This window comes from Rhodococcus sp. no. 34, assembly GCF_054589475.1.
The window spans coordinates 161,017-187,431 of the sequence record NZ_BAAILK010000041.1 but is presented as its reverse complement, the minus strand read 5'-3'; the positions used below and the strand labels follow the sequence as shown (position 1 = coordinate 187,431).

Genomic DNA, 26,415 nt, shown 5'->3' with positions numbered 1-26,415 from the left:
CTAATGCGCACTCAAACACCATGGATCGGTGCGAATTGTCGAAACCCGGCTTTCCCACTCCGGATTGTCGGCAAACGCGGCGTCGAGCACCGATTTCGCCTGTGCGCACCACGGGTATTCACTCGCCCAGTGCGCGACGTCGACCAGAGCCGGGCCACCGGCGCGTAGATGCTCGTCCGCGGGATGATGCCGCAGGTCCGCAGTGACGTAGACGTCGGCGCCCAGTGCCGCCACCACGTCGAGATACGAGTCGCCGGAACCGCCGCACACCGCCACGGTACGAACGGTCGCGTCTGGATCTCCGGCCGCGCGAACACCCCACTCGGTCGAGGGCAGTGAGCGCGCCACTCGCGCGGTGAATTCCCGCAAGGTTTCGGGGTGGTCGAGCTCACCCAACCGCCCCAGTCCGAGTGAACTGGGGAACGCTGCGAGTTCGAAGACATCGAAGGCCGGTTCCTCGTACGGATGGGAGGCACGCAATGCGCCCAGCACTGCGCTTCGCTTTCCGCGAGGGGCAATCACTTCCACACGATTCTCGCGAACCTGCTCCACAGCGCCGACGGTCCCGATCGTCGGATTCGCTCCGTCGGCGGGCAGGAACTGACCCGTACCCGTGACGGTCCAACTGCACTGGCTGTAGTCACCGATCCGCCCAGCCCCGGCCTCGAAAAGTGCATCCTGCACGGCCGATGCATTCTCCACCGGAACCAGGACGACCCACTTGTCGAGCGGCTGCGTCGGCTTGGGTTCGATCGGGCGCAGCACGGTCAGGCCCAGAGCCTGCGCCAACGCGTCGGACACTCCGGGGTCGGCCGAGTCCGCATTGGTGTGCGCCGAGAACAGCGCGCACCCCGCCTTGATGAGCTTGTGAACCAACGCACCTTTGGGTGTGTGAGCACCGACGGTGTCCACCCCACGCAGCAGAAGTGGATGGTGAACGACCAGAAGGTCGGCACCGGAGGCGATGGCGTCGTCGACCACTGCCTCGGTCGGATCCACCGCGAAAACCACTCTCGTCACAGCGTCGGCCGGATCGCCGCAGACCAGGCCGACCGAGTCCCACGATTCCGCCAGGGCCGGCGGATAAGCGGATTCCAGCACGGCTATGACGTCCGCAAGAGTTGGGCCACTCACAAGATCTCCTTCATCGCTTCGATCAGTACCGCAACCTGCTCGGCTGGACGGACGGCCACGCGCAGCCGATCCGGGCCGAGTCCGGGAAAGGTGTCGCACCTGCGGACGGCGATTCCGCGGGCACGCAGGTGCTCTCGCATCGTGGCGCCGTCACGGACGTCGATGAGCACGAACGGCCCCGCAGCGGGTTCGTGCACGGCAATCCCGATCTCGGTCAGTCGCCGCGACATGTCTCGGCGGTCCACGGAAATCACGTCGGCTTTGATCCTCGACTGCTCGACGGCAAACGGTTCGCAGCACGCCGTGATGGCCTCGATCTGCAGACTGCCCAATGGCCAGTGGGCTCGGCCGTGACTGAGTCGAGCCAGAAGATCGGGAGAGCCGATCGCGTATCCACACCGCAATCCGGCGAGCGCCCACGTCTTGGTCAGGCTCCGAAGGACCAGTACATCCGCCGACTCGACACCGGCGATGCTCTCCGTTTCGCCGGGGACCGCGTCGCCGAAGGCCTCGTCCACCACCAGGATCCGGCCCGGCTGACGCAATGCCAACACATCGGCCTTGGGGTGAAGCACGGACGTCGGGTTGGTCGGATTGCCCAGAACGACAAGGTCCGCGGATTCGGGTACCTGCGCGGTCCGAAGCTCGAAAGGCGGCTCCAGAATCACTTGAGTCACCGGCACACCGGCCTCTCGCAGTGCCAGTTCCGGCTCGGTGAACGACGGATGGATCAGCGCTGCCGAACGAGTGCCCAGGCGCGGCAGCATCGCGAATCCCTCGGCACCGCCCGAGAGCAACAACACCTCTTCGGGCCGGCGCCCGTGCCGCTGCGCGACCGTTTCGCGTGCCTTCAGTTCCGCCGCGGCCGACGGGTACGAACCGAGCGTCGCCAGCCCTGCGGCCAGCCGATCCCGCAACCACTTCGGCGGGCCGGAGCCTTGAACGTTGACGGCAAAATCGAGTAACCCGGGCTCCGCTTCGACATCGCCGTGATGTCGCAAGCTCTCCAGGTCAAACGTTCCGGTACTCACCCGGTCAGCCTACGGTCGAGCACCGTGCGCGGACATCACCCCTGCCGTCCGGGACAATGAGTGCCGTGACGACACCCCCGCTCGACCGCTTTCCCGTAGTTCTGTTCGATCTGGACGGCACCATCACCGATTCCGCTCCCGGCATTCACGGCGGCTTCCGACACGCGTTGGCAACTGTCGGCCATCCGGAGCCGACGGAAGCGATGTTGGCATCGGTGATCGGCCCGCCGATGGTCGACACCTTCAGGTCACTCGGTATGGCCCCGGCGGACGTGGATCGGGCGATCGCCGCGTACATCGAGCGTTACGACGCGACCGGGTGGCAGGAGAACTCGGTGTACGAAGGCATGGACGTCGTCCTGGGTAAGGCTCGCGCGAGCGGCACCCGACTGGCCGTCGCCACCTCCAAGTCGGAGCGATTCGCCATTCGAATCCTCGAGCATTTCGGCCTGGCCGAGCACTTCGAGTTCATCGGCGGCGCGAGTGACGACGGAACTCGTCGGGCTAAACCCGATGTGATCGCGCATTCGCTGACCTCACTCGGGATCACTCCCGTCCTCGCATCCGACGGCGGAACCCCCGACGTTCTCATGATCGGCGACCGTGATCACGACGTGCTCGGCGCCGCGAAGTACGGCATCCCCACCGTCGTCGTCGAATGGGGCTACGGTTCCGCCGAGGAAGCGCGGCAAGCGTTTCGCTCCGTATCGTCGGCATCCGAACTGGGAGGACTTCTCGATGGCCGCCACTGAACCACTCCACGTGACTGAACCACTTCATGTGACGTTTGTGTGCACCGGCAATATCTGCAGGTCACCGATGGCCGAAAAGATCTTGCTCGCGCATCTGGACCGTGAAGGCCTCGCCGACCGAGTCCGTGTCAGCAGTGCAGGTACCGAGGGGTTTCACACCGGTAGCGAGGCCGACGAGCGGACCAACGTCGTGCTCCGAGCGGCCGGATATCCGACGGGCCACAGTGCCGCGCAGGTCAATGCAGATCATCTCGCGGCCGATCTGGTCGTCGCCCTCGACACCGGCCATGAACGTGAGCTTGCTCATCTCGGCGTGCCAACCGAGCGTCGGCGCCTACTGCGATCGTTCGACCCCGAGGCTGACGGAGAATCGGTTCCGGACCCGTACTACGGGGATCAGGAGGACTTCGAACTGGTGCGAGACCAGATCGAAGCAGCCATTCCCGACATACTCGACTGGATCCGCGAGCGAGCCTGAACCCGGAGCAAAATTCACTCCCGTTCGGGCAACGGATACCGTGGACGTGTGCGAAGACTGAAATTCCTGTTGCGGCCCGGTTGGTTGGTACTGGCAGCTGTGGTCGGGCTCTTCGCCTACCTGTGCTTCACCGTGCTCGCTCCGTGGCAGCTCGGCAAGAACACGAAGACCGAGCACCGCAATGATCTGATCTCGAACTCGATCAACGCGGAGACCGTGCCGATCGGTGATGTCATCGCCGATTCGACGATCGCACCGGACGACGAATGGCGAAACATCACCGCGGCAGGCACCTATCTGCCGGACGCCGACATCCTCGTTCGACTGCAGTCCATCGAGGGCGCACCGTCGTACGAGATCCTGACGCCTTTCCGCCTGGACGACGGTCGCACGATCCTCGTCAATCGCGGATACGTTCGGCCGATCAACGGCGCCGAGGCACCGCCCATCGCCGCGCCGCCGACCGATCCGGTCACTCTCAACGGTCGCGTGCGTCTGTCGGAAGGCACCGCGCCCGGCCGAGTTCCGATGTTCGAGGACGGCGCGAAACAGGTCTACTCCATCGACGCACAACCTATCGGCGAGTTCATCGGAACGGACCTGATCGACGCGTACATCCAACTCGAACCCGACCAGCCCGGCGGCCTGGGGACGATCCCTCTCCCCCAACTCGATGCAGGCCCCTACCTCTCGTACGGGTTCCAGTGGCTGGCGTTCGGCATCATGGCGCCGCTCGGACTGGCCTACTTCATTCGCGCCGAGTGGCGCGAACGTCGCAAGGAAAAGGCAGCTCAAGCAGCTGTGGACGGTTTCGCAGCCGACGACGCCGCTGCCGAGACGACCCCGGAAGCGGCAGTGTCCGCGCCTGCCGCTTCCCCCGCCGAACCGGCTCGTACCTTCAGCCGTCGCAAGAAGCCGGAGCCGGAATCAGTGCCGCTCACGGCGCAGGAAGCCAAACTTGCCGATCGATACGGCAATACCCGCTGAAATACCCGCTGACACCACAGCTGCACTGATCTGCACCGCCGACGAAAGCCTCGCCGCGCGGCGCAGATCGTTCGGCGTCGGCACAGGCCCGCGGCCGAGGACGGGACGCATCTCCACCCCGTGCGCGTACTCGGTCCGACCACCCAACGAAATGCCCAACGCACCTGCCGCCGACGCTTCCGCGACGCCCGCATTGGGGCTTGGATGAGCCGCTGCGTCGCGTTTCCACGCTGCCAGTGATTCCTGAACCGAGCCGCATACCACCGGTGCACACGCAGCCGTCAGCGCACCTGTCAGCCGAGCGGGGACGATGTTGACCAGATCGTCGAACCTCGCCGCAGCCCACCCGAATCTGAGGTATTTCTCGGAGCGGTAGCCGATCATCGCGTCGAGTGTGTTGGCAGCGCGGTAGACGAACAGCCCCGGCACGCCCGCAATTGCACCCCACAACATTGCACCGACGCTTGCATCCGAGGTGTTTTCGGCGACCGACTCCAGCGCTGCACGCGTGAGGCCGTCCTCGCCCAGTACCGATGGATCGCGTCCACACAGTGAAGGGAGAAGCTCGCGCGCTTTCGTCAGGTCACCATCGACCTGTGACGCCTCCAATCGAGCGGCCATGTCGATGCCTGTGCGTGCAAGCGACGTCCCGCCGAGCACGGCCCAGGTAGCTATCGCCGTCGTACCCGTGACGGCCACCCAACCGGCCCGGCGCGACGCTGTTTCGGCTGCGAGCCCAAGTCCTGCGGTGCCGGCCAAGAGCACGGCAACATGAAGTGTTCCGGCCGCGCGCGAGTCCCGGTAGGACATCTTCTGCAGCGCGATAGCCGCGGTTCCGAAGCCGGCGACCGGATGGAACCGCCCCGGATCGGCGAAGACCCGATCCGCGACGAAGCCGAGGAGAAGCCCGGCAGCTCGCGCGTTGAATCGAGATCGGGACAAGCGAACCGAAATGTGCACGAGCGTAGTTTTAGCAGCTACGCTCGTTCTCTGGCCAACCGTCACGTGTCTGCCCGAGCTGAGCACTACCTGTCCCAGTCGATCGTCAGATAGATCAAGCGGTGCATTCGGTTGATTTCCCAGACACGGGCAATCCCGGTCGCCAGTGCGTCGCTCTGGGAACGAACCCGGATCGTCTGCCCCGCGAACAACGCAACACTGAGACTGGGCATCTCGGCGATGTGTATGTGCGGACGGGTGGGATGCACGCGCGTCGGGTCGACGGCTACTTCGATCACAGAACTGGACATGCGTCCAGAATGGCGTATTGCGGACAATTCGTTGTCGAAAATGAAAAACCCCGATCTGCATCGACATGCAGATCGGGGTTTGAATTCTTCGGTGGGCGCGGAGGGTTTCGAACCCCCGACCGCTGGTGTGTAAAACCAGAGCTCTACCACTGAGCTACACGCCCGAACTCCCGGTGAGACCCTCACCGGGAGTGCTCTAAGACTCTAGCGCGGCAAGCGCATTTGCCCAAAGTCCGTGGTCACGGGCTTCTCCGGGGCCGTTCATCTCGGCAAAACGAATGATTCCGTCTTTGTCGATGACAAAGGTGCCACGATTCGCGAAGCCCAACTTGTCGTTGAACACCTCGTACTTCTGAGCGACCTCACCGTGCGGCCAGAAGTCCGACAGCAAGGGAAATGTGTATCCCTGCTCGGCCGACCAGATCTTGTGAGTCGGCGAAGCACCGACAGAAATCGCGAGAATGGCGGTGTCGTCGTTCTCGAACTTCGGAAGCTCGTCACGGACCTTGCAGAGTTCCCCCTGACAAGTCCCGGTGAAGGCCAACGGATAGAAGACCAGCAGAACGTTCTTCTTACCGCGGAAATCTGCGAGCGAAACTTCCTGGTTGTTCTGGTCCTTCAAGGTGAAATCCGGTGCCTGGGCACCAACTTCGAGAGGCATGTGCGATTCCTTGGGAAAGTGCGGAAAGGACCGGGTCAGCGCTTGTTGGCCGGACGAGCCTTCGGCTGAACCAGTCGACTTCCCGACCAGTCACCGAGGTTGGCTGCCGATGTCTGCGTCAGGCCGGCAGTCGGCGCCGATTCGGCGATCTCGCTGGGCTCGACGTGTCCGTCGAGACCGGTCTTGGGAGTGAGAACCCACACGAAGCCTTCGTCGGCGAGGGGCCCGATGGCATCCATGAGGGCGTCCACCAGGTCACCGTCCTCGTCGCGCCACCACAGCAGCACGACGTCGATGACCTCGTCGGAATCCTCGTCGAGCATTTCCCCGCCGATGGTTTCCTCAACCGCGGCACGAATGCCGTCGTCGGTATCCTCATCCCAGCCCAGTTCCTGCACCACCATGTCAGTGGTAATCCCGAGTTTCTGAGCGTAGTTCTGGGCATCCGCCGCGGCGACCACGGTGGGGTCCTCCTTTTGTTGATGGTGTGTGGCGACCCCGCACACCTACCGTTTGACGATCAATTAGGGAAAGCGAACATGGTCTGAGGCGTTAGCGCAAGCCGACCACGCCGAAAACTTTCACCAAAGATCGTCTTCTGACACACGGCGAACCTTACGCCTGCGGATTACCGCAGGTCACAGGGATCCACATTCATCGAAGATCGACTTGCGAATCGAATTGCTCGTATCGCTGATCGAATTGATTTCATCGGCCGAATGATCACTCTCGATCACGACAGCAGATGAACGTAGGTTCGCGGCCAATTCGGCGAACAGTCCGGAAAGTTGCGTCGGAAGTTCACTCGCGACCGAGTCGAACCACGAGGCCGTCTCCCTTGCCGAGGAAGCAGCAGCGCTTGCTTCGGCTCTCAGGTCGGGCTCACCATGATTTCCGGCGTCGACGTAGGCATTGAACGCAACCACGTCGTTTTTCGATCGAGAGACCGCTTCCTCACAGATCGCGAAAGCTGCCTCTGCCGCATCTGCCGCCGCTTTCGACGAGGACGCGGCGGCCATCGAAATACTCACCTCGGATTGGTATGCAGCCACGTGCGCTTCATTGGGTACTGCCGATCCGGTCACCGCCGCCGAACATCCCACGATCACCGACAGTCCCACTGCGATCGATCCGACCGAGACCCACGCCCCGACCCTGCCGTAATTGATTTCTTTGTTTATTTTTTCCCACCCCTTCATACGTTCCGATCGATCCCCCAAGCCTGTGACTACGGGGAACCATCACACCCCTGCGTCACGCCGAAAAACGCTACCCGAGAGTAACCAGAGGCGAGGTATGCCGGACCGACCGGGATGGTGAAAGATGAGGTACGCGCCATATTCACGATGGAAGTGCGTCGGACCTAACAAGGCCTCGATCACCTATGTAAGGACGCCCCACCACGCGTCCCCAAACCAATGAGGAGCACACGTTGTCTGACCTGATCCAGGGTCCCGCGTCCGGGCAGAACGCCGATTCCGGCGCCGCCGGCGAGTCGGGTTCGCCCGCGTCGAATACGCCGGGGGGAACCGACGGTCGCGTTCGCGTCATTCGCGAAGGTGTTGCGTCGTACCTGCCGGACATCGATCCGGACGAGACCACCGAATGGCTCGAATCATTCGACGGACTTCTGGATCGATCCGGACCCACGCGTGCCCGCTACCTCATGCTCCGCATGCTCGAACGCGCCGGTGAGAAGCATGTCGCACTCCCCGCGCTCACTTCGACCGACTACGTCAACACGATTCCGACCGAAAACGAGCCGTGGTTCCCCGGTGACGAAGAGGTCGAGCGCCGCTATCGCGCCTGGATCCGTTGGAACGCCGCGATCATGGTCCACCGCGCTCAGCGACCGGGCGTCGGCGTCGGCGGACACATCTCGACCTACGCCTCGTCGGCAGCGTTGTACGAGGTCGGCTTCAACCACTTCTTCCGTGGCAAGGACCATCCCGGCGGCGGCGACCACATCTTCATCCAGGGTCACGCCTCCCCCGGCATCTACGCACGCGCCTTCCTCGAGGGCCGCATCCCCGCGGAACAGCTCGACGGATTCCGCCAGGAGAAGTCCCACGCCGACTTCGGCGGCGCACTGCCGTCCTACCCGCACCCACGGCTGCTTCCCGACTTCTGGGAGTTCCCGACGGTCTCGATGGGCCTCGGCCCGATGAACGCCATCTACCAGGCCCGGTTCAACCACTACCTCAACGACCGCGGCATCAAGGACACCACCGATCAGCACGTGTGGGCGTTCCTCGGCGACGGCGAAATGGACGAGCCCGAGTCACGCGGCCTCGCTCACGTCGCGGCAACCGAAGGCCTCGACAACCTCACGTTCGTCGTGAACTGCAACCTCCAGCGCCTCGACGGCCCGGTCCGCGGCAACGGAAAGATCATCCAGGAACTGGAATCGTTCTTCCGCGGTGCCGGCTGGAACGTCATCAAGGTCGTCTGGGGTCGCGAGTGGGATGCGCTGCTGCACGCCGATCGCGACGGCGCACTCGTCAACCTGATGAACGTGACGCCGGACGGTGACTACCAGACGTACAAGGCCAACGACGGCGCGTTCGTACGCGATCACTTCTTCGGACGTGACCCCCGCACCAAGGAACTGGTCAAGGACCTCACAGACCAGGAAATCTGGAACCTCAAGCGTGGCGGCCACGACTACCGCAAGGTCCACGCCGCCTACGCAGCGGCCATGGCACACAAGGGCCAGCCGACGGTCATCCTGGCGCACACCATCAAGGGCTACACCCTCGGTAAGCACTTCGAGGGCCGCAACGCCACACACCAGATGAAGAAGCTGACGCTGGACGATCTCAAGGCGTTCCGCGACATGCAGCACATCCCGATCTCGGATGCCGAGCTCGAGAAGGATCCGTACCTGCCTCCGTACTACCACCCAGGCGCGGACGCTCCCGAGATCAAGTACATGCTCGACCGTCGTAAAGCACTCGGCGGGTTCCTGCCTTCCCGTAACACCGATGCGGCGCCGCTCAAGCTCCCCGAGGACAAGACGTACGACGTCATCCGCAAGGGTTCGGGCAAGCAGGAAGTCGCCACCACCATGGCGATCGTGCGCATCCTCAAGGAACTGTTGCGCGACAAGGAAATCGGCAAGCGCATCGTGCCGATCATCCCGGACGAGGCTCGCACGTTCGGTATGGACTCGTGGTTCCCGTCGCTGAAGATCTACAACCGCAACGGGCAGCTCTACACCTCCGTCGACGCCGAACTCATGCTCGCCTACAAGGAGAGCCCGATCGGCCAGATCCTGCACGAGGGCATCAACGAGGCCGGCTCGACGGCTTCGTTCACCGCAGTCGGCACGTCGTACGCCACCCACGGTGAACCGATGATTCCGCTGTACATCTTCTACTCGATGTTCGGTTTCCAGCGCACCGGCGACGGCCTGTGGGCGGCTGCCGACCAGATGGCTCGGGGATTCGTTCTCGGCGCCACCGCCGGTCGTACAACTCTGACCGGTGAAGGTCTCCAGCACGCCGACGGACACTCGCTGCTCCTGGCATCCACCAACCCCGCAGCTGTCACGTACGACGCCGCGTTCTCGTACGAGTTGGCGCACATCGTCAAGGACGGCTTGCGCCGCATGTACGGCGGCACCGAGGGCGTCGACGGTTTCGGTGGCGAGAACATCTTCTACTACCTGACCATCTACAACGAGCCGTACGTTCAGCCGGCCGAGCCCGAAGGTCTCGACGTCGAGGGCTTGCTCAAGGGCATCTACCTCTACAAGACGTCCGAAGCATCCGGCCCGAAGGCACAGATCCTCGTCTCCGGTGTCGCGATGCCCGAGGGGCTGCGCGCGCAGAAGCTGCTTGCCGACGAATGGGGCGTCTCGGCCGACGTCTGGTCGGTCACGTCCTGGGGTGAGCTGCGCCGCGAAGGCGTCGAGTGCGAACGTCAGGCGCTGCTCAATCCGTCCGAGGATGCTCCGGTTCCCTTCGTCACCACGGCGTTGTCGTCGGCCCAAGGCCCCGTCGTTGCGGCTTCGGACTGGATGCGGGCGGTCTCGGACCAGATCCGTCAGTGGGTTCCCGGCGACTACACCACGCTCGGCACGGACGGGTTCGGCTTCTCCGACACCCGCACCGCTGCGCGTCGTTACTTCAACGTCGATGCCGAATCCATCGTCGTTGCCGTGCTGATCGGTTTGGCGAAGGAAGGATCGATCGAGCGGTCGAAGGCCGTCGAAGCAGCGAGCCGATACCGCATCGACGACGTGAATGCTGCTCCCGAGCAGACCGGGGACACCGGTAGCGCCTAAGTCGTAGGGCAACAGTCCCAGCGATCGAAAACAGACCTACGCCCATCGCCGCGGGTGTCATCTCAACATCCGCTGCGGCGATGGGCGTAGGTTTTTCTCATGCCCGAACCTGATCCCGAGAAACCCGAAGAGGGCGTACGCCGCACTCGACCACAGTCGTCCGGGTTGCAGGCTGTACTCGCCCGCCGTCGTCAGGTTCGCGATCCACTTCCAGAAGCCTTGCTCCGCCGCGTCAAACAGTTCTCCGGCCGGCTCTCCACCGAGGCCGTGACCGTGATGGAGGAGCAGCTTCCGTTCTTCGACAGTCTCGACGCTTCGCAACGCGCCGACGTTCAACTGTTGGTGCAGACGTCGGTGGTGAATTTCCTGGAATGGCTGCGGCAACTCGACTCGGAGATCAGCTTCGGATACGAGTCGTTTCCGGTCATCCCTCAGGATCTTGCTCGACAGCTCACGCTGCGCCAGACCGTCGACATGGTCCGGGTGGCGATGGAGTTCTTCGAGAAATGGCTGCCGGCTCTCGCCCGCAACGATCAGCAGCTGATCGCGCTGACAGAAGCCGTCCTGCGCTACGGGCGTGAACTCGGTTTCGCAGCAGCGACGGTGTACGCAAGCGCTGCCGAGTCGCGGGGTGCCCTGGACACGCGACTGGAAGCGCTCGTCGTCGACGCCGTCGTGCAGGGAGACACCGGCTCGGACATGCTCTCTCGCGCCGCCACCTTGAACTGGGATGCCACGGCTCCGGCCACCGTCATCGTCGGGTCTCCCCCGCCGGACGAGCGGGTCTCGGTTGCCGGCACCGTCCACGCGACTGCCGCCGCGCACGGGCGCGCTGTTCTCGCCGTGGTGCAGGGTCCGCGACTGGTGATGATCGTCAGCGGCGAGCTGAGCAGTAAGACGGAAGGCAGCCAATTCCTTCAAGACCTGCTCATGAGTTTCGCCGACGAGCCGGTGGTGATCGGCCCGACAACACCCTCGTTGAGCGCAGCGCACTTCAGTGCGTCCGAAGCTCTGGCGGGAATCAAGGCTGTTGCCGGGTGGCGCGGCGCACCTCGTCCCGTTTTCGCGACTGAACTGCTCCCGGAACGGGCACTACTGGGAGACGCCGCTGCCGTGAAGGCTCTTCGCGATTTCCTCGTCGCACCTTTAGCTGAATCCGGCACAGTCTTGACCGATACTTTAGACAGTTATCTCGACTGTGGAGGTGCGGTTGAGACTTGTGCACGTCTTCTGTTTGTTCATCCAAATACCGTTCGGTACCGCTTGAAGCGAATCGCGGAAGTTACCGGCCGGGATCCAACGAATCCACGCGACGCGTATGTACTACGGATCGCCGCTACCGTGGGCCGATTGACACAAATCGATCTCAAATCGAACAATTCGGTTACTTCAGTCACATCTTTAACATCCGGACAAACAAACCTGTAACCCCTGAGCGTCCAATTTCGATGGCCGAGCGCGACGTGGGATTTTGTGGGAACCCTACAAAACACTTCGCCAGAGTTCATCGCGACCGACATCTCGCAGGTCGCTCGCGGCGGTGTTCTCTTAATAAGTGATTTCGTTGCTCGCCCCGGGACAGGGCTCTCAGACACCCGGCATGCTCAGCCCCTGGCTGGCACTGCCCGGAGCACAAGACCGCCTCGAAGTGTGGTCGAAGGCAGCCGGCCTGGACCTCGTCCGACTCGGCACGACCGCGACCGCCGAAGAAATCACCGACACCTCGGTAACCCAGCCCCTCGTCGTTGCCGCTGCTCTGCTGGCATACGAGGAAATCGAATCACGGGGGCTCCTCGGCGCCGACGTCATCGCTGCCGGCCATTCGGTGGGTGAACTTGCCGCTGCTGCGGTCGCCGGTGTTATCTCCGCTGACGACGCGGTCGCGCTTGCCGCCCTCCGTGGCGCCGAGATGGCCAAGGCTTGTGCGCTCGAGCCCACGGGCATGTCAGCCGTTCTCGGTGGAGACGAAGCCGAAGTGCTCGCACGAATCGAAGAACTCGGGCTGGAAGCAGCCAACCGCAATGCGGCCGGCCAGATCGTGGCGGCCGGACTGCTCACCGCGCTCGAAGAACTCGCAGCAAACGCACCCGAAAAGGCCCGAGTCCGCGCACTACCCGTCGCCGGAGCTTTCCACACCCGCTTCATGGCGCCTGCGCAGGACGCCGTCGCAGCTGCTGCCGCCAAGATCACCCCTTCCGATCCGACGCGCACGCTGCTTTCCAACTCGGATGGCGCACCCGTCTCCTCGGGCGCCGACGCCCTCACCAAGCTTGCCGCGCAGGTAACCCGCCCCGTTCGTTGGGACCTCTGCTCCGCGTCGTTGCGGACAGCAGAAGTCAGCGCGATCGTGGAACTCCCGCCGGCCGGAACCCTCGTCGGAATTGCCAAGCGTGAAATGCGTGGCACACCGACGGTGGCCCTCAAGAACCCGGAGGATATCTCCGCACTGTCCGAGCTGACCTAGCTCGGACGCCCACCCGGCCGATCAGCCCGAACGGCGGCCGGACGTTTCACCCCACCTCAATCGATCAAGAAGGGAGCCACACCAGTGGCCCACACTCAGGAAGAAATCATCGCGGAACTCGGCCAGATCGTGGAGGAGGTCACCGGTATCGAGCCTTCCGAGGTCACCGTTGACAAGTCCTTCGTGGACGACCTCGATATCGACTCCCTGTCCATGGTCGAGATCGCCGTTCAGACCGAAGACAAGTACGGCGTGAAGGTCCCCGACGAGGATCTCGCAGGCCTGCGCACCGTCGGCGACATCGTCGCGTACATCCAGAAGCTCGAAGCCGAAGGCGCCGAAGCCAAGAACGCAGAGTGAGCCGACCGTGACTTCCGCTTCTACCCGCAAAGGGAAATTCCCCGACATCGTCGTCACGAGCCTCGCGACGTCGACCTCGGTGGCTGGTGATGTGGATGGCACGTGGAAGGCGCTCCTCGCCGGCGAAAGCGGCATCGGAATCCTCGATGACCCGTTCATCGACGAGTTCGACCTTCCCATTCGCATCGGCGGGCACCTGAAGGTTTCACCGGACGAGGGCTTGTCCCGCGTCGAAATTCGACGGATGAGCTGGGTGGAACGCCTTGCCCTCACGTTGAGTCGCACGGTCTGGAGCAACGCAGGCAGCCCTGAAGTCGATCAGGACCGCCTGGCCGTTGTCATCGGCACCGGACTCGGCGGCGGCGACACGCTCATCGACGCCGTCGACAAGCTCCGTGGCGGCGGATACCGCAAGGTGTCCCCGTTCTCGGTGCAGATGGTCATGCCCAACGGACCGGCCGCAACGGTCGGACTCGAACTCGGGGCCCGCGGTGGCGTCATCACTCCGGTGTCGGCATGTTCATCAGGTTCCGAGGCAATTGCTCACGCTCACCGCATGCTTGTCATGGGTGACGCGGACATGGTTGTGGCTGGTGGAGTCGAGAGCTTCATCGACGCCGTTCCGATCGCGAGCTTCGCCATGATGCGTGCGATGAGCACCAACAACGACAATCCGGCCGCAGCTTCACGTCCTTTCGACAAGGACCGCGACGGATTTGTCTTCGGCGAAGCCGGCGCCCTGATGATCCTCGAAACCGAGGAGCACGCAAAGGCACGCGGGGCGACGATTCACGCCCGCCTGCTTGGTTCCGGAATCACTTCGGACGGGTACCACATCGTGGCACCGCATCCGGAAGGCCTGGGCGCGGCGCGAGCCATGACCCGAGCAATCGAGATGGCCGGACTGACGAAGTCCGACATCAAGCACATCAACGCCCACGCCACTGCGACGCCGATCGGTGACATCGCAGAGGCAAAGGCAATCAACGCAGCGGTCGGCAATCACGCTGCGGTGTACGGCCCGAAATCCGCGCTGGGACACTCGATCGGCGCTGTCGGCGCCCTCGAATCAGTCCTCACGGTTCTGGCAGTGCGTGACGGGATCATCCCGCCCACGCTCAACGTTGACAGCCAGGATCCAGAGATCGATCTCGATGTCGTCAAGGGTGAACCCCGAACCGGCTCTTTCGATTTCGCACTGAACAACTCGTTCGGTTTCGGTGGGCACAATGTCGCGCTCGCCTTCGGTCGGGCCTAGCCCGAACCGCGGTTTGCATCTGTCCGCGGGTGTCGTTGCAACACAACGTCACCCGCGGACAACACCGACCTTTCGTTCCACCCAAGGCTCGTACTGAAGGAGGACGCGATGACCATCCTGGCCCCCGTGACAAAGTCCGAATCATCGACAGACCCGCGCGATCCTCTTGCGCGCCTGGAAAATCTGTTCGACCCCGGCACAACAGTGCCGCTCCACGCCCGTGACAAGTCCGGTGTGCTCGCCGCGTCCGGAAACATCGACGGCGTCCGCACCATCGCGTACTGCTCCGACGCCACTGTCATGGGTGGCGCCATGGGCGTCGACGGTTGCAAACACCTCGTCAAAGCCATCGATACCGCCATCGAGGAAGAGTCCCCCATCGTGGGCCTCTGGCACTCCGGTGGCGCGCGTCTGGCTGAAGGCGTCGAGGCGCTCCACGCCGTCGGACTGGTCTTCGAGGCCATGGTCCGCGCGTCGGGTCTCATACCTCAAATTTCCGTCGTGCTCGGCTTTGCCGCTGGCGGAGCCGCGTACGGTCCAGCCCTCACCGATGTCGTGATCATGGCGCCGGAAGGCCGAGTGTTCGTCACCGGGCCAGACGTAGTTCGTAGTGTCACCGGCGAACAGGTCGACATGGTGTCACTCGGCGGTCCGGACACACACACCAAGAAGTCGGGTGTCGCGCACATCGCCGCACACGACGAGGCCGACGCATTGCACCGCGCGCGCCGCCTGGTTTCGATGATGTGCGAGCAGGGCGAATTCGATCAGCGGGCAGCGGAACTCGGCGACAGCGATCTGCGCGCCATGATGCCTGCCTCCGCGAAACGCGCATACGACGTTCGTCCGATCGTTCACGAAATGCTCGACAACGTCGAAGGCGAGTCGAGTTTCGAAGAACTGCAAGGCAATTACGCTCGGAGCATCGTCACCGGTTTCGGCCGGATGGCCGGACGCACCGTTGGCGTCATCGCGAACAACCCACTGCGACTCGGGGGGTGCCTGAACTCCGAAAGTGCAGAGAAGGCCGCTCGATTCGTGCGACTGTGCAACGCATTTGGCGTGCCGCTCGTGGTCGTCGTCGATGTTCCCGGGTATTTGCCGGGCGTCTCGATGGAGTGGGAAGGCGTTGTCCGACGCGGAGCGAAGTTACTTCACGCCTTCGCCGAGGCAACGGTCCCCCGCGTCACCGTCGTCACTCGAAAGATCTACGGCGGCGCCTACATCGCGATGAACTCGCGAGCACTGGGAGCCACTGCCGTATTCGCTTGGCCCAACTCCGAAGTAGCCGTGATGGGTGCGAAGGCTGCTGTCGGCATCCTGCACAAGCGGGCCCTCGCAGCAGCACCGGACGACGAGCGTGAAGCATTGCACGACCGACTCGCTGCCGAGCACGAGGCAATCGCGGGCGGCGTCGACCGCGCGGTCGAAATCGGCGTCGTCGACGAAGAAATCGACCCGGCGAAGACTCGCAGCATCGTCACTGCTGCGCTCGCGTCTGCACCATCTGTCCGCGCGCGGCACAAGAACATTCCGCTCTGACAACCCTGGACAGCAAGGTGGGCCTCGCCGATACGGCGGGGCCCACCTTTGTCATTCAAGTCTTTGTCGTTCAAGCCCCGCGAGAGCGCTCAGGGTTCAGGATGGACCTCGGTTAGCTGACACGCCTTCGCAGCCATGTCACTTCGGCACCTTCGCCTGAACTCCGGAAGGGTTCGAGTTCCTCGTCCCACGGTGCGCCTATCGCCCGATCGATCTCCGCGGCGATGTCTCCACCGGAATTCATGATGGACCGCAGTTTCATCTCCCCTACGACGACATCACCGTTCGCACTGGTGGATCCGCGCCACAGGCCCAGACCGGGCACATGGCTGTACCGTTCGCCGTCGACGCCATGACTCGGGTCCTCGGTGACCTCGAACCGCAACATCGGCCACGCGCGTAGCGAGTCGACCAGGCGAGCACAGGTTCCGACGGGACCCGTCCAGTCCGTCGTCGCACGCAGAAGCCCGTCGTAGGCAGGCTGTGAGGTCCATCTGAGCTTGGCAGGGCTGTCCAACGTGGCGGACAAAGCCCAATCCACGTGCGGGCACAGCGCCGCGGGCGACGAGTGGATGTAAACCACACCAGTCGTCACGTCCGCGAATTGATTCATTTCGCGCACTCGAGCCTCCTGCTTCGACGAGGGACGTCTTCCCCAACGACCTCTGTCGAGTTCGTGCAGCACGCTCGATTGAACAGTGTGCCTTGTGTTACCCGTGTTGCGCCAGTGGAAGGAGAGAAATTTGTGCTCTACCGCGAAACTTCACCGACCACGCCATCCGACAATTCGGTCCACAAAGGCTTGGCCCAATCACCGAAATCGCGATCGGTAAGCACGACGCACGCAGTATCGATCGTGGGATCGACCCACAGGAACGTCCCGGACTGGCCGAAATGACCGAAGGTAGCGGCCGAGTTCTCGAGACCCGTCCAATGCGGACGCTTGTCGCCCCGAATTTCGAATCCGAGTCCCCAGTCGTTGGGGCGCTGAGAGCCGTAACCCGGAAGAATTCCGTTGAGCCCCGGGAACTGCACAGTTGTCGCCTCTGCGAACGTCTGCGCCGAGACCAGAGTCGGCGAGAGCAGTTCATCCGCAAACTTGGCCAAGTCGTCTGCCGATGCCTGCGCACCGTGACCGGCCGGACCGACAAGAGCCGCGCTGGTCATCGCCAACGGCGCGAACACTGCCTCGGCCAGATAGTCGGCAAATTCGATCTCGGTCTCCCGGGAAACCAACTCGGCAAGCACCTCGAACCCCGCACTCGAGTAGATCCGCTTCGACGCCACCGGCGCCTGAACAACACGTTCGGCGAATGCCAATCCCGAAGCATGTGCGAGGAGATGACGAACGGTCGACCCCTCAGGCCCGGCCGGCCCATCCAACTCGACCGCCCCCTCCTCCACTGCCACGAGAATCGCGTAGGCGCACAACAGTTTTGTCACCGAAGCCAGGGGGAAAACATGCGCCTGGTCGCCACTGAAACCACGAATGCGGTCGCCCTCACCGGGATTCTTTCCGGAGAGGACGACCGCTGCCGCATGGTCGACCGGCCACTGCTGGATTACGTCGAGACGGTGAGTACTGGGCACCCGATCAGACTACTGGCACAAGAGTTGCGCTTTCGATCACCAGTCAGCTTCGGTGTAGCGGATGACGCCGCGGATGTTCTTGCCATCCAACATGTCCTGGTAGCCGTCGTTCACGCCTTCGAGCGTGTAGGTCCGAGTGACCATGTCATCGAGGTTCAGCTTGCCTGCCTTGTACATCGCGAGGAGGTTCGGCACGTCCTGGCGAGCGTTGCCACCGCCGAAAATGTTGCCCTGAAGGTCCTTCTGAAGCATCGCCATCAGGAACAGGTTCAGCTTCACATCCATGTCCGTCAGGTGCCCCATTGCGGTGACAACACAACGGCCGGCCTTTGCCGTCAGAATCATCGCTTCTTCGACGTACTCACCCTTCATTTCGCCGACGGTGATGATCGTCTTCTGCGCCATGCGTCCGTACGTGGCGTCGATGATCGGCTGAATGGCAGCGGCAGCGCTTTCGAAAGCGTGCGTTGCGCCGAACTTCAGAGCCTGCTCACGCTTCCACGGCACAGGGTCGATGGCAAAGATGTACCGGGCGCCCGATGCAACTGCACCCTGTAGCGCGCTGATACCGACGCCGCCGACACCCATGATCACAACGTCTTCGCCGGGCTTCACATCGGCGATGTGGGTTGCCGATCCCCAACCGGTCGGAACGCCGCAACCGACGAGTGCGGCAACCTCGAACGGAATGTCCTTGTCGATCTTCACCACTGACGACTGGTTCACGACCATGTAGGGCGAGAACGTCCCTAGCAGGCACATCGGGATCACGTTTTCGCCGCGAGCCTGGATCCGGTAAGTGCCGTCACTGATGGCCTGGCCGCTGAGGAGGCCCATCCCGAGGTCACACAGGTTCTGATGACCGGCCGAACACGCCGGACAGGTTCCACAAGCCGGAATGAAGGACAGAACGACGTGGTCGCCGACCTCCAGACCCTTGACCTCCGGGCCGAGCTTGGTGATGACGCCCGAACCCTCGTGCCCACCCATGACGGGGAACGACGGCATCGGGGTCGCGCCGGTGACGATGTGGTGATCGGAGTGGCACATTCCGGCCGCTTCCATGCGAATCTGAACTTCGCCGGCTACCGGCTCACCGATCTCGATCTCCTCGACGGACCACTTTTCATTGAGGCCCCACAGGATTGCACCCTTGGTCTTCACGTCACTTCACCCTTTCATTCGCACACCCGCATCTATCTCTGTGACCATAGCCACAAATCTGCGAAATTGGAACGTGTTCTAACGAAAGATTTTGCACTGCAGGTCAGACGTCCAAATGACCTGGCACAACCGGCGCGGCAACGACGGAATAATGACCCACTGAGTGGGACAGGCCACACGGGCACCCGAAAGTAGAGCCGCCCCGAAAGCACGCAACCATTCGACTCCACCTCCCACCAATCGGTCGGACACAGAGCAGCGGGTCTGAAACAGGCCTGGGCATGTTCTGGTGCATCTGAGGTTTGACCCCTCAGGTTTTGAAGGTGGTGTTCGCCGGTCGCGGGAGCTGCCCGGGGTCGATCGAGGGTGGCGGGATGAACCACGGTTTGTTGTCGACACCGATCCGAATCTCCCATTTCCCGACGAACCCGGATTTGCGGTGCATCAGCCGGTGATGTGAACGGCACAGCAGGACCAGGTTGTTCATCACCGTCGGGCCGCCGTTCGCCCAGTGATTAATGTGGTGCGCATCGGTCCACGCCGGTACGCATGTGCAGCCGGGGAAGGCGCAGCCTTTGTCTCGGGCGATCAGGGCCACTCTCTGTTCGGCGTTGACCAGACGTTTTCCGGGTCTCGCATCGAGCGGTGCGCCGTGAGCGTCGAGTAGGACGGTGGACAGGAAGCAGTCGCACCCGAGAAGCCTCGTCTGCGACACCGACAGCGGTCCGAGCCATGGCATGTGCCCGACATCGAGATCCGACGGGGACTCTTCACCATTCGAGGGCGCGGCGGCGCAGTCCCGATGCTCAGCGAGATCGCGCGCGTTGATGTGCACGTTCACGTGTGGGCGTTGGCCGCCGTCGGTTCCGGTTTTTGCGCAGTCGAGGTAGCGGCGGATCAGTTCGGTGAACCCGTCCGCGGTCCGCTTTGCCGCCGACCGTGCGTCGGGGGTTCCGTCGGGTGCCGGGGTGGGCATCGTCAAATTCGACAGGGCCGAGAGCAGCATTTCGCCGGTGAGGGCGTCGAATTCCCCACGAACCACCACCCGACCGTTCAAGGTCGAGGCGATCCGCAGTTCGTTCCGATCGACATCTTCGGCGGGCGGAATCTCATCGGATTCGAAAACGCGCTCCAAGGTCGCGATAACGTGCCGCACCTTCGTCGTCGTCGCCTCCACCCCCGAGGCTGCCGCAAGCAGCAGGTCGATACAGCGAGGTAACGCCTCGTCCGGCATCCCCTTCGGCGGGGATTCGCAGAACGCCACGATCAACACGGCATGATCGAACGAGCAATCCCCACAATCGAACCGAGCAGCCACCGCCGGAAACGGCCGCAAAGCTGCGCCCAGGGCGGCGATCTTCTTCCCGTCCCGAACCTGCAGCATCGTGTTCGCCGCCAACCATGACCCGACTCCACGGCTGGCAATCACCTGATCATCCGGACGCAACGACAACTCGTCCACCACCGCCACCCGCACCGCTTCCAGGCGCAGAATCTCCGCACTCGCCTCGATAGCAGCAGCGCGTAACTCGGCAGCAGTCAACTGCCACAACCGTCCGCGTAACCCCACCGCAGAACCCGACACCACATCCGACAACAAGACACTCATTGAATCCCCCGATCCCCTCCCCAAACAATACTCGAACACCCGTTCGAGTCAAGAGTTTCTCGAGTCAATCCACCGAGCGTCCCGGAATCACCACACCGCATTGATAGGCGAGAACCACCAGTTGCGCGCGGTCGCGGACATCCAGTTTTGTCATCGCCCGGTTCACGTGCGTTTTTGCCGTGACCGCGCTGATCACCAATTCCGCAGCGATTTCGTCGTTGGACATCCCGAGGGCAACGAGGGTTACCACTTCGAGTTCGCGTGGGGTCAACTGACCGAAAATCCCAGAAGTCGAGTCGGCCCGCGACGGAGTGGAAAGGAACCGAGAAATCAACGCGCTGGTCGCAATCGGCGACAGCAAAGAGTTCCCACCTGCGACCGTCCGAACAGCATCGAGTAGATCCTCGGCTCGGATTCCTTTGCCGATGAAGCCGCTGGCTCCCGCCCGGATCGCCTGTGCCACATGCTCATCCACTTCGAAGGTGGTAAGAATCAACACGTGCACGTCGGTCAAATCCGGATGATCGGCAATCATGGCGGTCGCTTCGACTCCGCTGGTGCCTGGCATTCGAATGTCCATCAATACAACGTCGGGTCGATGCTCGAGCGCCGCCTGGAATGCCTGCTCTCCGTCTGCCGCCTCGGCGACCACCTCCATGTCCTCTTCCGAACCGATCAGCAGCGCAAGCGTTTGACGGAAGAGCGCCTGATCGTCTGCCACTACCACCCGAATACTCACGACTCCTCACGCTCCGAACCCCTGGACACCGAGACAAGCGGCAGTTGGGCGTCCACACGAAATCCCCCGTCCGCGCGGAATCCTGCTGAGACCTCGCCTCCCATCGCCTGTGCCCTCTCCTTCATTCCCAGCAGTCCGTACCCGGGTGGTGACGTCGAAGGCACTGCCGTTCCGGAGTTTTCGACCGACAGCATCAGAACCTCGGCTTCGTATGACAGCGACACGGTGACGGCTCCTGGCAGCGCATGCTTGCTCGCATTCACGAGTGCCTCCTGGATAATTCGATACGCCGTGAGATCTACTGCGGGTCCGAGTGGGCGCACAGAACCCACAGTGCGCACCTCGATTTCCATTCCTGCACTGACGAATTGATCCACCAGTGCCGGTAGATCCGAAAGCCCCGGAGCCGGCTTCATCGAGCGATCGCCGTCCTGCGCATCACGGAGGACACCAACGGTGGCCCGAATCTCGTCCAGTGCGGCCTTGGATGTTTCTTCCACTCCGCGTAGTGCAGTCGTCGCTTTCTCCGGGTCTTTCCCGATCAGGTGCGACGCGACCCCAACTTGCAGATTGACCAAGGCAATGTGGTGCGCGACGACGTCGTGCAGGTCTCGCGCTATCCGCATCCTTTCTTCGACGACCCGGTGTCGAGCCTCGTCCTCGCGCATCCTTTCCGCTTGCACCGCACGCTCTTCGACGGACTCCAGATATGCACGGCGAGAACGGACCTCAGCGCCGGCGAAGCTCGCCATCAGCAACCAAGACAACAACCCCAGCGCTTCCTGTAGGAGGTTGTTTCCTACTCCGAGGAAAATCGTGACAAGCATCAGCGATCCGACTGTGATTGCCGCTGCGAAAAAGGTCTTCCGGCGGTCACTCGTGCTGGCAATGTAATAGAGGCATACCATCGCCGCCGAACCTGTGCCGGCATTCGGCGGCGCCGACAGCGCAATCATCAAAACGCCGAGAAGCACTGCCACCGCGAGTGCCGAGAACGGATAGCGCCTTCGGAACACGATGGTTGCGGCTGCAATAGCTGTCACGACAACTCCCACAACCGTGACCTCGCGGGTCTCATTGCCGTCGAGCGCGATGCGGTGCGCCGTCCACGTGGCAAGGAGCACGAGGATGGTCAGTGCCAGGTCGATGGTGCGCGGGTGTTCCGCACACCATCGACCCCACGTCGAAGTCGAGGTCATCGATCTACCGTATCCGGATCACACCGACAACTTGTCGTTCGCGGGCTCAGTGGAATCCTTCGAATCTGCGAGCAGCGCAGTCAACTGCTCCCCCTCGACATCGACGTTCGGGACCAACCGGTCCAGCCAAGCGGGGAACCACCATGCCTTCGAGCCCAACAGGGACATGACGGCCGGAACGACTGTCATGCGAATCACGAAGGCGTCGAACAGAACCGCGAACGAAAGTCCGAGTCCGATCTGCATGATGAAGGCGTCGCCGCCGAAGATGAAGCCCGCGAAAACGGCGATCATGATCAGCGCCGCGGCCGAGACGACTCGCGCGCCCTGGTCGAAGCCCTTCACGACTGCTTCATCCGGTCCGTCACCGTGGACGAACGCTTCACGCATTCTGGTCACCAGGAACACCTGGTAGTCCATCGCCAACCCGAAGACGATGCCGATCATGAAGATGGGCAACATCGCCACAACTGATCCGGTTTGACCTTCGATTCCGAGAATGCCTGCGAACCAACCCCACTGGAAGATCGCGACCAGCACACCGAACGTCGCACCGATCGAGAGCAGAAATCCGAGAGTTGCCTTGAGCGGCACTAAGATCGAGCGGAACACCAGCATCAAAAGAATGAAGGCGAGGCCGACGACCAATGCGAGGTAGGGAACCAGGGCGTCGGCCAGGCGATCCGAAACGTCGATCGTCAACGCTGTCTGACCGGTGACCGACATCGTGGCTCCGGTCTCGTCGGTCAGTGATCCGGCGACCTCACGTATATCTGCGACGAGTGCCTTTGTTGCCTCGGTTTCGGGGCCGCTCGAGGGAACCACCGTGACGACTGCTGTATCGCCGGCCTGGTTGAGTGCTGGCGGCGTCACTGCCGCTATGTCAGGCAGAGCACCGAGCTTTTCCTGGGCGCCGCTCAATGCCGCTGCCGGATCTGTGGCGTCGGCAACGTCGACGACCACCATGAGCGGACCGCTGAACCCGGCACCGAACCCCTCGGAGAGTCGGTCGGTAGCCCTGGCGGCAGTTGTGTCGGGCACTGGTGGGCTCGCCAAACTCAGGTTGATTCCGAAGGTTGGGATCGCCAGCAATCCCAACCCGAGGACAGACGCGAGCAAAACCGGAACTCGACGCCGGATCACGAACTTGGCCCATCGCGAGCCTGCGCCTTCCTTCGTCTTGCGATGCGTCAACTGACCACCGGACGCAAGCAGGCGACGATCGGATCGGCTCAGAACGCGCGATCCAGCAAATCCCAGCGTGGCGGGCAGCAGGGTCAGTGAAATCACCACTGCAACAGCAACTGCAAACGCCGCAGCCAGACCCATGCTCGTCAGGAACGGGATGTTCACGACGAACAGTCCTGCCAATGCGATGAGCACCGTCAACCCCGCGAACACTACGGCCGAGCCCGCCGTCCCCGCTGCTCTGCCCGCAGCAATTTCCGGATCATGTCCGTCACGTAGTTCGGAGCGGTAGCGCGAGACGATGAAGAGCGAATAGTCGATCGCCACGGCGAGCCCAAGCATCATTGCCAAGACGGTTGTGCTCGAACCCAATTCGATGAAACCCGTTGCGATAGTGATCGTGCAGATCGCGATGCCGATGCCGATCAACGCGCTGATCAAGGGAAGCCCTGCTGCCACCAACGAACCGAAAGTGACCGTCAGGACCACAGCGGCGATCGCGACGCCGATCACTTCGCCCATCGATTCGGCACTGCTTTCCATCAGCACGTTGCCGGCAACATCGACTGCCAGCCCTGAATCCGCGGCGTCGTGGACGGCGGACTCGAGCAGTTCTTTCGAGCTGTCCGGCAAGTCGATCGAGTCGGCGGTATAGGAGACCTGCATGTATCCGATCGTCCCAGTCGGCGACACTCCGCCGGAGGCATACGGATCCGATACCGCTGCAACCTCGGGGTCCTTCCCGAGCGCAGAGACCAAGTCACTGACGGATTGTCGAATCGCCGGATCGGTGAGCGTCGTGCCTGCCGGAGATTCGAAGACGATGCGAGCACTGGCTCCGTCGGTGGACGACTGCGGAAATCTTTCAGCCAGAAGATCTTGCGCCGCTTGTGATTCGGTGCCCGGAATCGACAACGTATTGACGGTCGGACCGGACAGCGTTGCTGCGCCTACTCCGCCCGCCACCAGCAGGACGACCCAGAAGCCCACCATTGCCCAACGGCGCCGAAACGCGAGTCGCGAGAGTTTGTACAGGAATATCGACATGCGTGTCACTGTGCCGATACACGACCCCGTCGCACATCGTGCACAGGTAGGCAGTTCGACGTACTGCGCTCGCAGTAGGGCGGTGGTCCCCAGTGCTAGACGGGCCGGCCCAACTCCCTTGACCACGGCGGATCCGCCCCGGGACGTGACACGGTGACGGCTGCCGCGCGTGCGGCAAAGGTCAACGCGGCCGACCAATCTGCCTCGGAGAACCCGCGCACAACAGCGACGTCGAGTGCATCGTGACGATCAAGGTAGGCCAACAGGGCTCCGTGAACGGTATCGCCCGCACCAATCGTGTCCGCGACGTCGACCGCGGGCGCCGGCACCGAAACATCGAGTTCCTCGGTGATCAACCGCAACCCATCACCGCCACGGGTGAGCAGGACGGCGCCGACGCCTTCGTGGAGCCACTCGGCGCCGTCGACCGAACCCAACCACTTCGCGTCGTCGTCGCTCACTTTGAGAATATCGATGGCGGGCAACCACGAACGAAACCGTCGTCGATACGCGTCCGGGTCGGAGATCACCGCCGGACGAATGTTGGGGTCGACCATGGTGAGTCGACCGCGGGCGTGTGCTTCGTGCAGCAAAGCTTCGTAGGCAGAGGCCCCGGGCTCGAGCACCAGCGACAGCGTTCCGAACGAGAATGCCCGGGCAGAGGGAAGTTTCGGCAGCGCGAACTGTCGATCCGCCGTTCCCTCGAGGTAGAAGGAATACCGCGCACCTCCGTCCGCTGCAAGGTTCACGACGGCCAGAGTTGTCGGCTCGGGCCCACGTTCGACCCCAGTTGTGTCGACATTGGACGCGGCCAGCGAGTCGATCATCCGATCTCCGAAAGCGTCGGTGGACAAGCGAGAGACGAATCCCACGTCGGATCCGAGTCGACCCAGTGCAATCGCAACGTTGAACGGTCCACCGCCCAACTTGGGTGAGAAGTTCTCCCCCACCGGAACCAGATCAACCAGTCCCTCACCACACACCACGACGGATCGTTCGCGTGTATCACTCATCGGTAGACCCTAACCTTCTCACCAGTCGAAGATCGATGTGACCTGCTCGGCACGAACGAGTTCGGGTGCCGAGCAGGTCACGATTGTGATGGGATTCAGCTACCCACACGCTCGCCCGTAGCCGGGTCGAAGAGGTGAACAAGGCCGTCCACCCGCTCGAAGCCCAGCGTCTGGCCGTACTGCAGCTTCGATCGCCCGCCGGTGCGTGCAACGAGCGAGATCGGGTCGGCTTCGGTACCAGGCACGTGTGCGTAGATGTACGACTCGTTGCCCAGTTCCTCTACCAGGTCGATCTGAGCTGCGATTCCGTCTCCGGCAGCGACCACCTGGAATTGCTCGGGCCGAATTCCTACTGTGACCGAAGCCAGACCGGCCGCGGCGATTGCCGCCATCTGCTCGCGGTCCAGCGGAACCTCGACGTCGCCGAACCGCACCCCACCCGAACTGACCGGCGCCGTTACCAAGTTCATACCTGGAGATCCGATGAAGCCTGCAACAAACGCATTGGCCGGCCGATCGTAAAGTTCGGTCGGAGAAGCGAATTGTTGCAACTTGCCGCCCTTGAGCACTGCCACGCGATCACCCATCGTCATCGCTTCCACCTGATCGTGCGTGACGTAGACGGTGGTGGTTCCGAGACGACGCTGCAACGCCGCGATCT

At 62.8% G+C, this 26,415-nt stretch carries 25 protein-coding genes and 1 tRNA gene; 9 read left to right on the top strand and 17 right to left on the bottom strand.

Annotated elements, in window-relative coordinates:
* Together ACYP01_RS18350 and cobC are read right to left on the bottom strand one after the other, a co-directional pair.
* Complete coding sequence (locus ACYP01_RS18350; protein ID WP_311093636.1) at nucleotides 1-1,134, bottom strand: Nif3-like dinuclear metal center hexameric protein; 1,134 nt, start codon at nucleotides 1,132-1,134, stop codon at nucleotides 1-3.
* Nucleotides 1,131-2,165 (bottom strand): Rv2231c family pyridoxal phosphate-dependent protein CobC, encoded by a 1,035-nt coding sequence (gene cobC / locus ACYP01_RS18345; protein WP_459681620.1) that lies wholly within the window; start codon nucleotides 2,163-2,165, stop codon nucleotides 1,131-1,133. Before cobC ends, ACYP01_RS18350 begins: the two co-directional genes overlap by 4 nt.
* Nucleotides 2,166-2,221: 56 nt before the next feature.
* Here cobC and ACYP01_RS18340 point away from each other — a divergent pair, with 56 nt between their 5' ends.
* Genes ACYP01_RS18340 through ACYP01_RS18330 form a run of 3 tightly spaced genes read left to right on the top strand, consistent with a single transcriptional unit; the run spans nucleotide 2,222 to nucleotide 4,382 of the window.
* Nucleotides 2,222-2,917 carry an HAD hydrolase-like protein gene (locus tag ACYP01_RS18340; protein WP_042445748.1) on the top strand — a complete coding sequence of 232 codons (696 nt, stop codon included), beginning with the start codon at nucleotides 2,222-2,224 and terminating at the stop codon, nucleotides 2,915-2,917.
* Nucleotides 2,904-3,395, top strand: a complete 492-nt coding sequence (locus ACYP01_RS18335; RefSeq protein ID WP_007735468.1) for a low molecular weight protein-tyrosine-phosphatase — start codon at nucleotides 2,904-2,906, stop codon at nucleotides 3,393-3,395. Before ACYP01_RS18340 ends, ACYP01_RS18335 begins: the two co-directional genes overlap by 14 nt.
* 48 nt (nucleotides 3,396-3,443) lie before the next feature.
* Nucleotides 3,444-4,382 carry an SURF1 family cytochrome oxidase biogenesis protein gene (locus ACYP01_RS18330; RefSeq protein ID WP_030537566.1) on the top strand — a complete coding sequence of 313 codons (939 nt, stop codon included), beginning with the start codon at nucleotides 3,444-3,446 and terminating at the stop codon, nucleotides 4,380-4,382.
* Here the strand turns inward: ACYP01_RS18330 and ACYP01_RS18325 are convergent.
* The 6 genes from ACYP01_RS18325 to ACYP01_RS18300 all read right to left on the bottom strand — a co-directional run bounded on the left by ACYP01_RS18325 (nucleotide 4,323) and on the right by ACYP01_RS18300 (nucleotide 7,492).
* Nucleotides 4,323-5,342, bottom strand: a complete 1,020-nt coding sequence (locus tag ACYP01_RS18325; RefSeq protein WP_459681617.1) for a cobalamin biosynthesis protein — start codon at nucleotides 5,340-5,342, stop codon at nucleotides 4,323-4,325. The two genes, ACYP01_RS18330 and ACYP01_RS18325, sit on opposite strands and share 60 nt — an antisense overlap.
* 65 nt (nucleotides 5,343-5,407) lie before the next feature.
* A complete protein-coding gene (locus ACYP01_RS18320; protein WP_081558012.1) occupies nucleotides 5,408-5,632 on the bottom strand; it encodes a hypothetical protein in 225 nt (74 codons plus the stop codon).
* A gap of 92 nt (nucleotides 5,633-5,724) precedes the next feature.
* Nucleotides 5,725-5,796, bottom strand: a tRNA-Val gene (locus ACYP01_RS18315).
* A gap of 32 nt (nucleotides 5,797-5,828) precedes the next feature.
* Nucleotides 5,829-6,293: a peroxiredoxin gene (locus ACYP01_RS18310; RefSeq protein WP_003941619.1), complete on the bottom strand. Its 465-nt coding sequence runs from the start codon at nucleotides 6,291-6,293 to the stop codon at nucleotides 5,829-5,831.
* A gap of 35 nt (nucleotides 6,294-6,328) precedes the next feature.
* Nucleotides 6,329-6,754, bottom strand: a complete 426-nt coding sequence (locus ACYP01_RS18305; RefSeq protein ID WP_003941575.1) for a DUF3052 domain-containing protein — start codon at nucleotides 6,752-6,754, stop codon at nucleotides 6,329-6,331.
* 177 nt (nucleotides 6,755-6,931) lie between these two features.
* Nucleotides 6,932-7,492 (bottom strand): hypothetical protein, encoded by a 561-nt coding sequence (locus ACYP01_RS18300; RefSeq protein ID WP_459681614.1) that lies wholly within the window; start codon nucleotides 7,490-7,492, stop codon nucleotides 6,932-6,934.
* Nucleotides 7,493-7,725: 233 nt separating this feature from the next.
* Here ACYP01_RS18300 and aceE point away from each other — a divergent pair, with 233 nt between their 5' ends.
* The 6 genes from aceE to ACYP01_RS18270 all read left to right on the top strand — a co-directional run bounded on the left by aceE (nucleotide 7,726) and on the right by ACYP01_RS18270 (nucleotide 16,205).
* A complete protein-coding gene (gene aceE, locus ACYP01_RS18295; RefSeq protein WP_042445740.1) occupies nucleotides 7,726-10,581 on the top strand; it encodes a pyruvate dehydrogenase (acetyl-transferring), homodimeric type in 2,856 nt (951 codons plus the stop codon).
* Nucleotides 10,582-10,680: 99 nt separating this feature from the next.
* Complete coding sequence (locus ACYP01_RS18290; protein WP_003941635.1) at nucleotides 10,681-12,009, top strand: PucR family transcriptional regulator; 1,329 nt, start codon at nucleotides 10,681-10,683, stop codon at nucleotides 12,007-12,009.
* Between the two features lie 127 nt (nucleotides 12,010-12,136).
* Nucleotides 12,137-13,045 (top strand): ACP S-malonyltransferase, encoded by a 909-nt coding sequence (locus ACYP01_RS18285; protein ID WP_064689135.1) that lies wholly within the window; start codon nucleotides 12,137-12,139, stop codon nucleotides 13,043-13,045.
* Between the two features lie 84 nt (nucleotides 13,046-13,129).
* The gene (acpM, locus tag ACYP01_RS18280) at nucleotides 13,130-13,405 is read left to right on the top strand and encodes a meromycolate extension acyl carrier protein AcpM (RefSeq protein ID WP_003941649.1); all 276 of its coding nucleotides are present in this window, start codon (nucleotides 13,130-13,132) and stop codon (nucleotides 13,403-13,405) included.
* Between the two features lie 7 nt (nucleotides 13,406-13,412).
* Nucleotides 13,413-14,663, top strand: a complete 1,251-nt coding sequence (locus tag ACYP01_RS18275) for a KasA/KasB family beta-ketoacyl-ACP synthase (protein ID WP_003941591.1) — start codon at nucleotides 13,413-13,415, stop codon at nucleotides 14,661-14,663.
* A 108-nt stretch (nucleotides 14,664-14,771) separates the two neighbouring features.
* Nucleotides 14,772-16,205 (top strand): acyl-CoA carboxylase subunit beta, encoded by a 1,434-nt coding sequence (locus ACYP01_RS18270; RefSeq protein ID WP_003941597.1) that lies wholly within the window; start codon nucleotides 14,772-14,774, stop codon nucleotides 16,203-16,205.
* 112 nt (nucleotides 16,206-16,317) lie between these two features.
* Here ACYP01_RS18270 and ACYP01_RS18265 read toward each other — a convergent pair whose 3' ends face one another.
* The 9 genes from ACYP01_RS18265 to ACYP01_RS18225 all read right to left on the bottom strand — a co-directional run.
* On the bottom strand, nucleotides 16,318-16,827 hold the full coding sequence (locus ACYP01_RS18265; RefSeq protein WP_003941617.1) for a DUF3145 domain-containing protein: 510 nt from the start codon (nucleotides 16,825-16,827) through the stop codon (nucleotides 16,318-16,320).
* 128 nt (nucleotides 16,828-16,955) lie between these two features.
* Nucleotides 16,956-17,795: a serine hydrolase domain-containing protein gene (locus ACYP01_RS18260; RefSeq protein ID WP_459681610.1), complete on the bottom strand. Its 840-nt coding sequence runs from the start codon at nucleotides 17,793-17,795 to the stop codon at nucleotides 16,956-16,958.
* Between the two features lie 36 nt (nucleotides 17,796-17,831).
* Nucleotides 17,832-18,959, bottom strand: coding sequence for an NDMA-dependent alcohol dehydrogenase (locus tag ACYP01_RS18255; protein ID WP_003941638.1), 1,128 nt, complete (start codon nucleotides 18,957-18,959; stop codon nucleotides 17,832-17,834).
* A 310-nt stretch (nucleotides 18,960-19,269) separates the two neighbouring features.
* Nucleotides 19,270-20,568, bottom strand: a complete 1,299-nt coding sequence (locus tag ACYP01_RS18250) for an HNH endonuclease signature motif containing protein (RefSeq protein WP_459681608.1) — start codon at nucleotides 20,566-20,568, stop codon at nucleotides 19,270-19,272.
* 64 nt (nucleotides 20,569-20,632) lie between these two features.
* Nucleotides 20,633-21,307, bottom strand: coding sequence for a response regulator transcription factor (locus tag ACYP01_RS18245; protein ID WP_042450142.1), 675 nt, complete (start codon nucleotides 21,305-21,307; stop codon nucleotides 20,633-20,635).
* Nucleotides 21,304-22,506: a sensor histidine kinase gene (locus ACYP01_RS18240; protein WP_459681605.1), complete on the bottom strand. Its 1,203-nt coding sequence runs from the start codon at nucleotides 22,504-22,506 to the stop codon at nucleotides 21,304-21,306. The genes ACYP01_RS18245 and ACYP01_RS18240 overlap by 4 nt, the downstream gene beginning before the upstream one ends.
* 18 nt (nucleotides 22,507-22,524) lie before the next feature.
* Nucleotides 22,525-24,741 carry an MMPL family transporter gene (locus ACYP01_RS18235; RefSeq protein WP_459681602.1) on the bottom strand — a complete coding sequence of 739 codons (2,217 nt, stop codon included), beginning with the start codon at nucleotides 24,739-24,741 and terminating at the stop codon, nucleotides 22,525-22,527.
* A gap of 95 nt (nucleotides 24,742-24,836) precedes the next feature.
* Nucleotides 24,837-25,754 carry a carbohydrate kinase family protein gene (locus ACYP01_RS18230; protein ID WP_218748081.1) on the bottom strand — a complete coding sequence of 306 codons (918 nt, stop codon included), beginning with the start codon at nucleotides 25,752-25,754 and terminating at the stop codon, nucleotides 24,837-24,839.
* A 95-nt stretch (nucleotides 25,755-25,849) separates the two neighbouring features.
* Nucleotides 25,850-26,415: ABC transporter ATP-binding protein (locus ACYP01_RS18225; protein WP_459681600.1), on the bottom strand; the 566-nt coding region annotated here is incomplete at its 5' end.

What these genes read in the sequence shown, in the direction of transcription:
- ACYP01_RS18340 (WP_042445748.1), top strand. Translation starts at nt 2,222, where the DNA reads ATGAGTGCCGTGACGACACCCCCGCTCGACCGCTTTCCCGTAGTTCTG.
- ACYP01_RS18335 (WP_007735468.1), top strand. Translation starts at nt 2,904, where the DNA reads ATGGCCGCCACTGAACCACTCCACGTGACTGAACCACTTCATGTGACG.
- ACYP01_RS18320 (WP_081558012.1), bottom strand. Translation starts at nt 5,632, where the DNA reads ATGTCCAGTTCTGTGATCGAAGTAGCCGTCGACCCGACGCGCGTGCAT.
- ACYP01_RS18310 (WP_003941619.1), bottom strand. Translation starts at nt 6,293, where the DNA reads ATGCCTCTCGAAGTTGGTGCCCAGGCACCGGATTTCACCTTGAAGGAC.
- ACYP01_RS18300 (WP_459681614.1), bottom strand. Translation starts at nt 7,492, where the DNA reads ATGAAGGGGTGGGAAAAAATAAACAAAGAAATCAATTACGGCAGGGTC.
- ACYP01_RS18290 (WP_003941635.1), top strand. Translation starts at nt 10,681, where the DNA reads ATGCCCGAACCTGATCCCGAGAAACCCGAAGAGGGCGTACGCCGCACT.
- ACYP01_RS18270 (WP_003941597.1), top strand. Translation starts at nt 14,772, where the DNA reads ATGACCATCCTGGCCCCCGTGACAAAGTCCGAATCATCGACAGACCCG.
- ACYP01_RS18250 (WP_459681608.1), bottom strand. Translation starts at nt 20,568, where the DNA reads ATGAGTGTCTTGTTGTCGGATGTGGTGTCGGGTTCTGCGGTGGGGTTA.
- ACYP01_RS18240 (WP_459681605.1), bottom strand. Translation starts at nt 22,506, where the DNA reads ATGACCTCGACTTCGACGTGGGGTCGATGGTGTGCGGAACACCCGCGC.
- ACYP01_RS18235 (WP_459681602.1), bottom strand. Translation starts at nt 24,741, where the DNA reads ATGTCGATATTCCTGTACAAACTCTCGCGACTCGCGTTTCGGCGCCGT.
- ACYP01_RS18230 (WP_218748081.1), bottom strand. Translation starts at nt 25,754, where the DNA reads ATGAGTGATACACGCGAACGATCCGTCGTGGTGTGTGGTGAGGGACTG.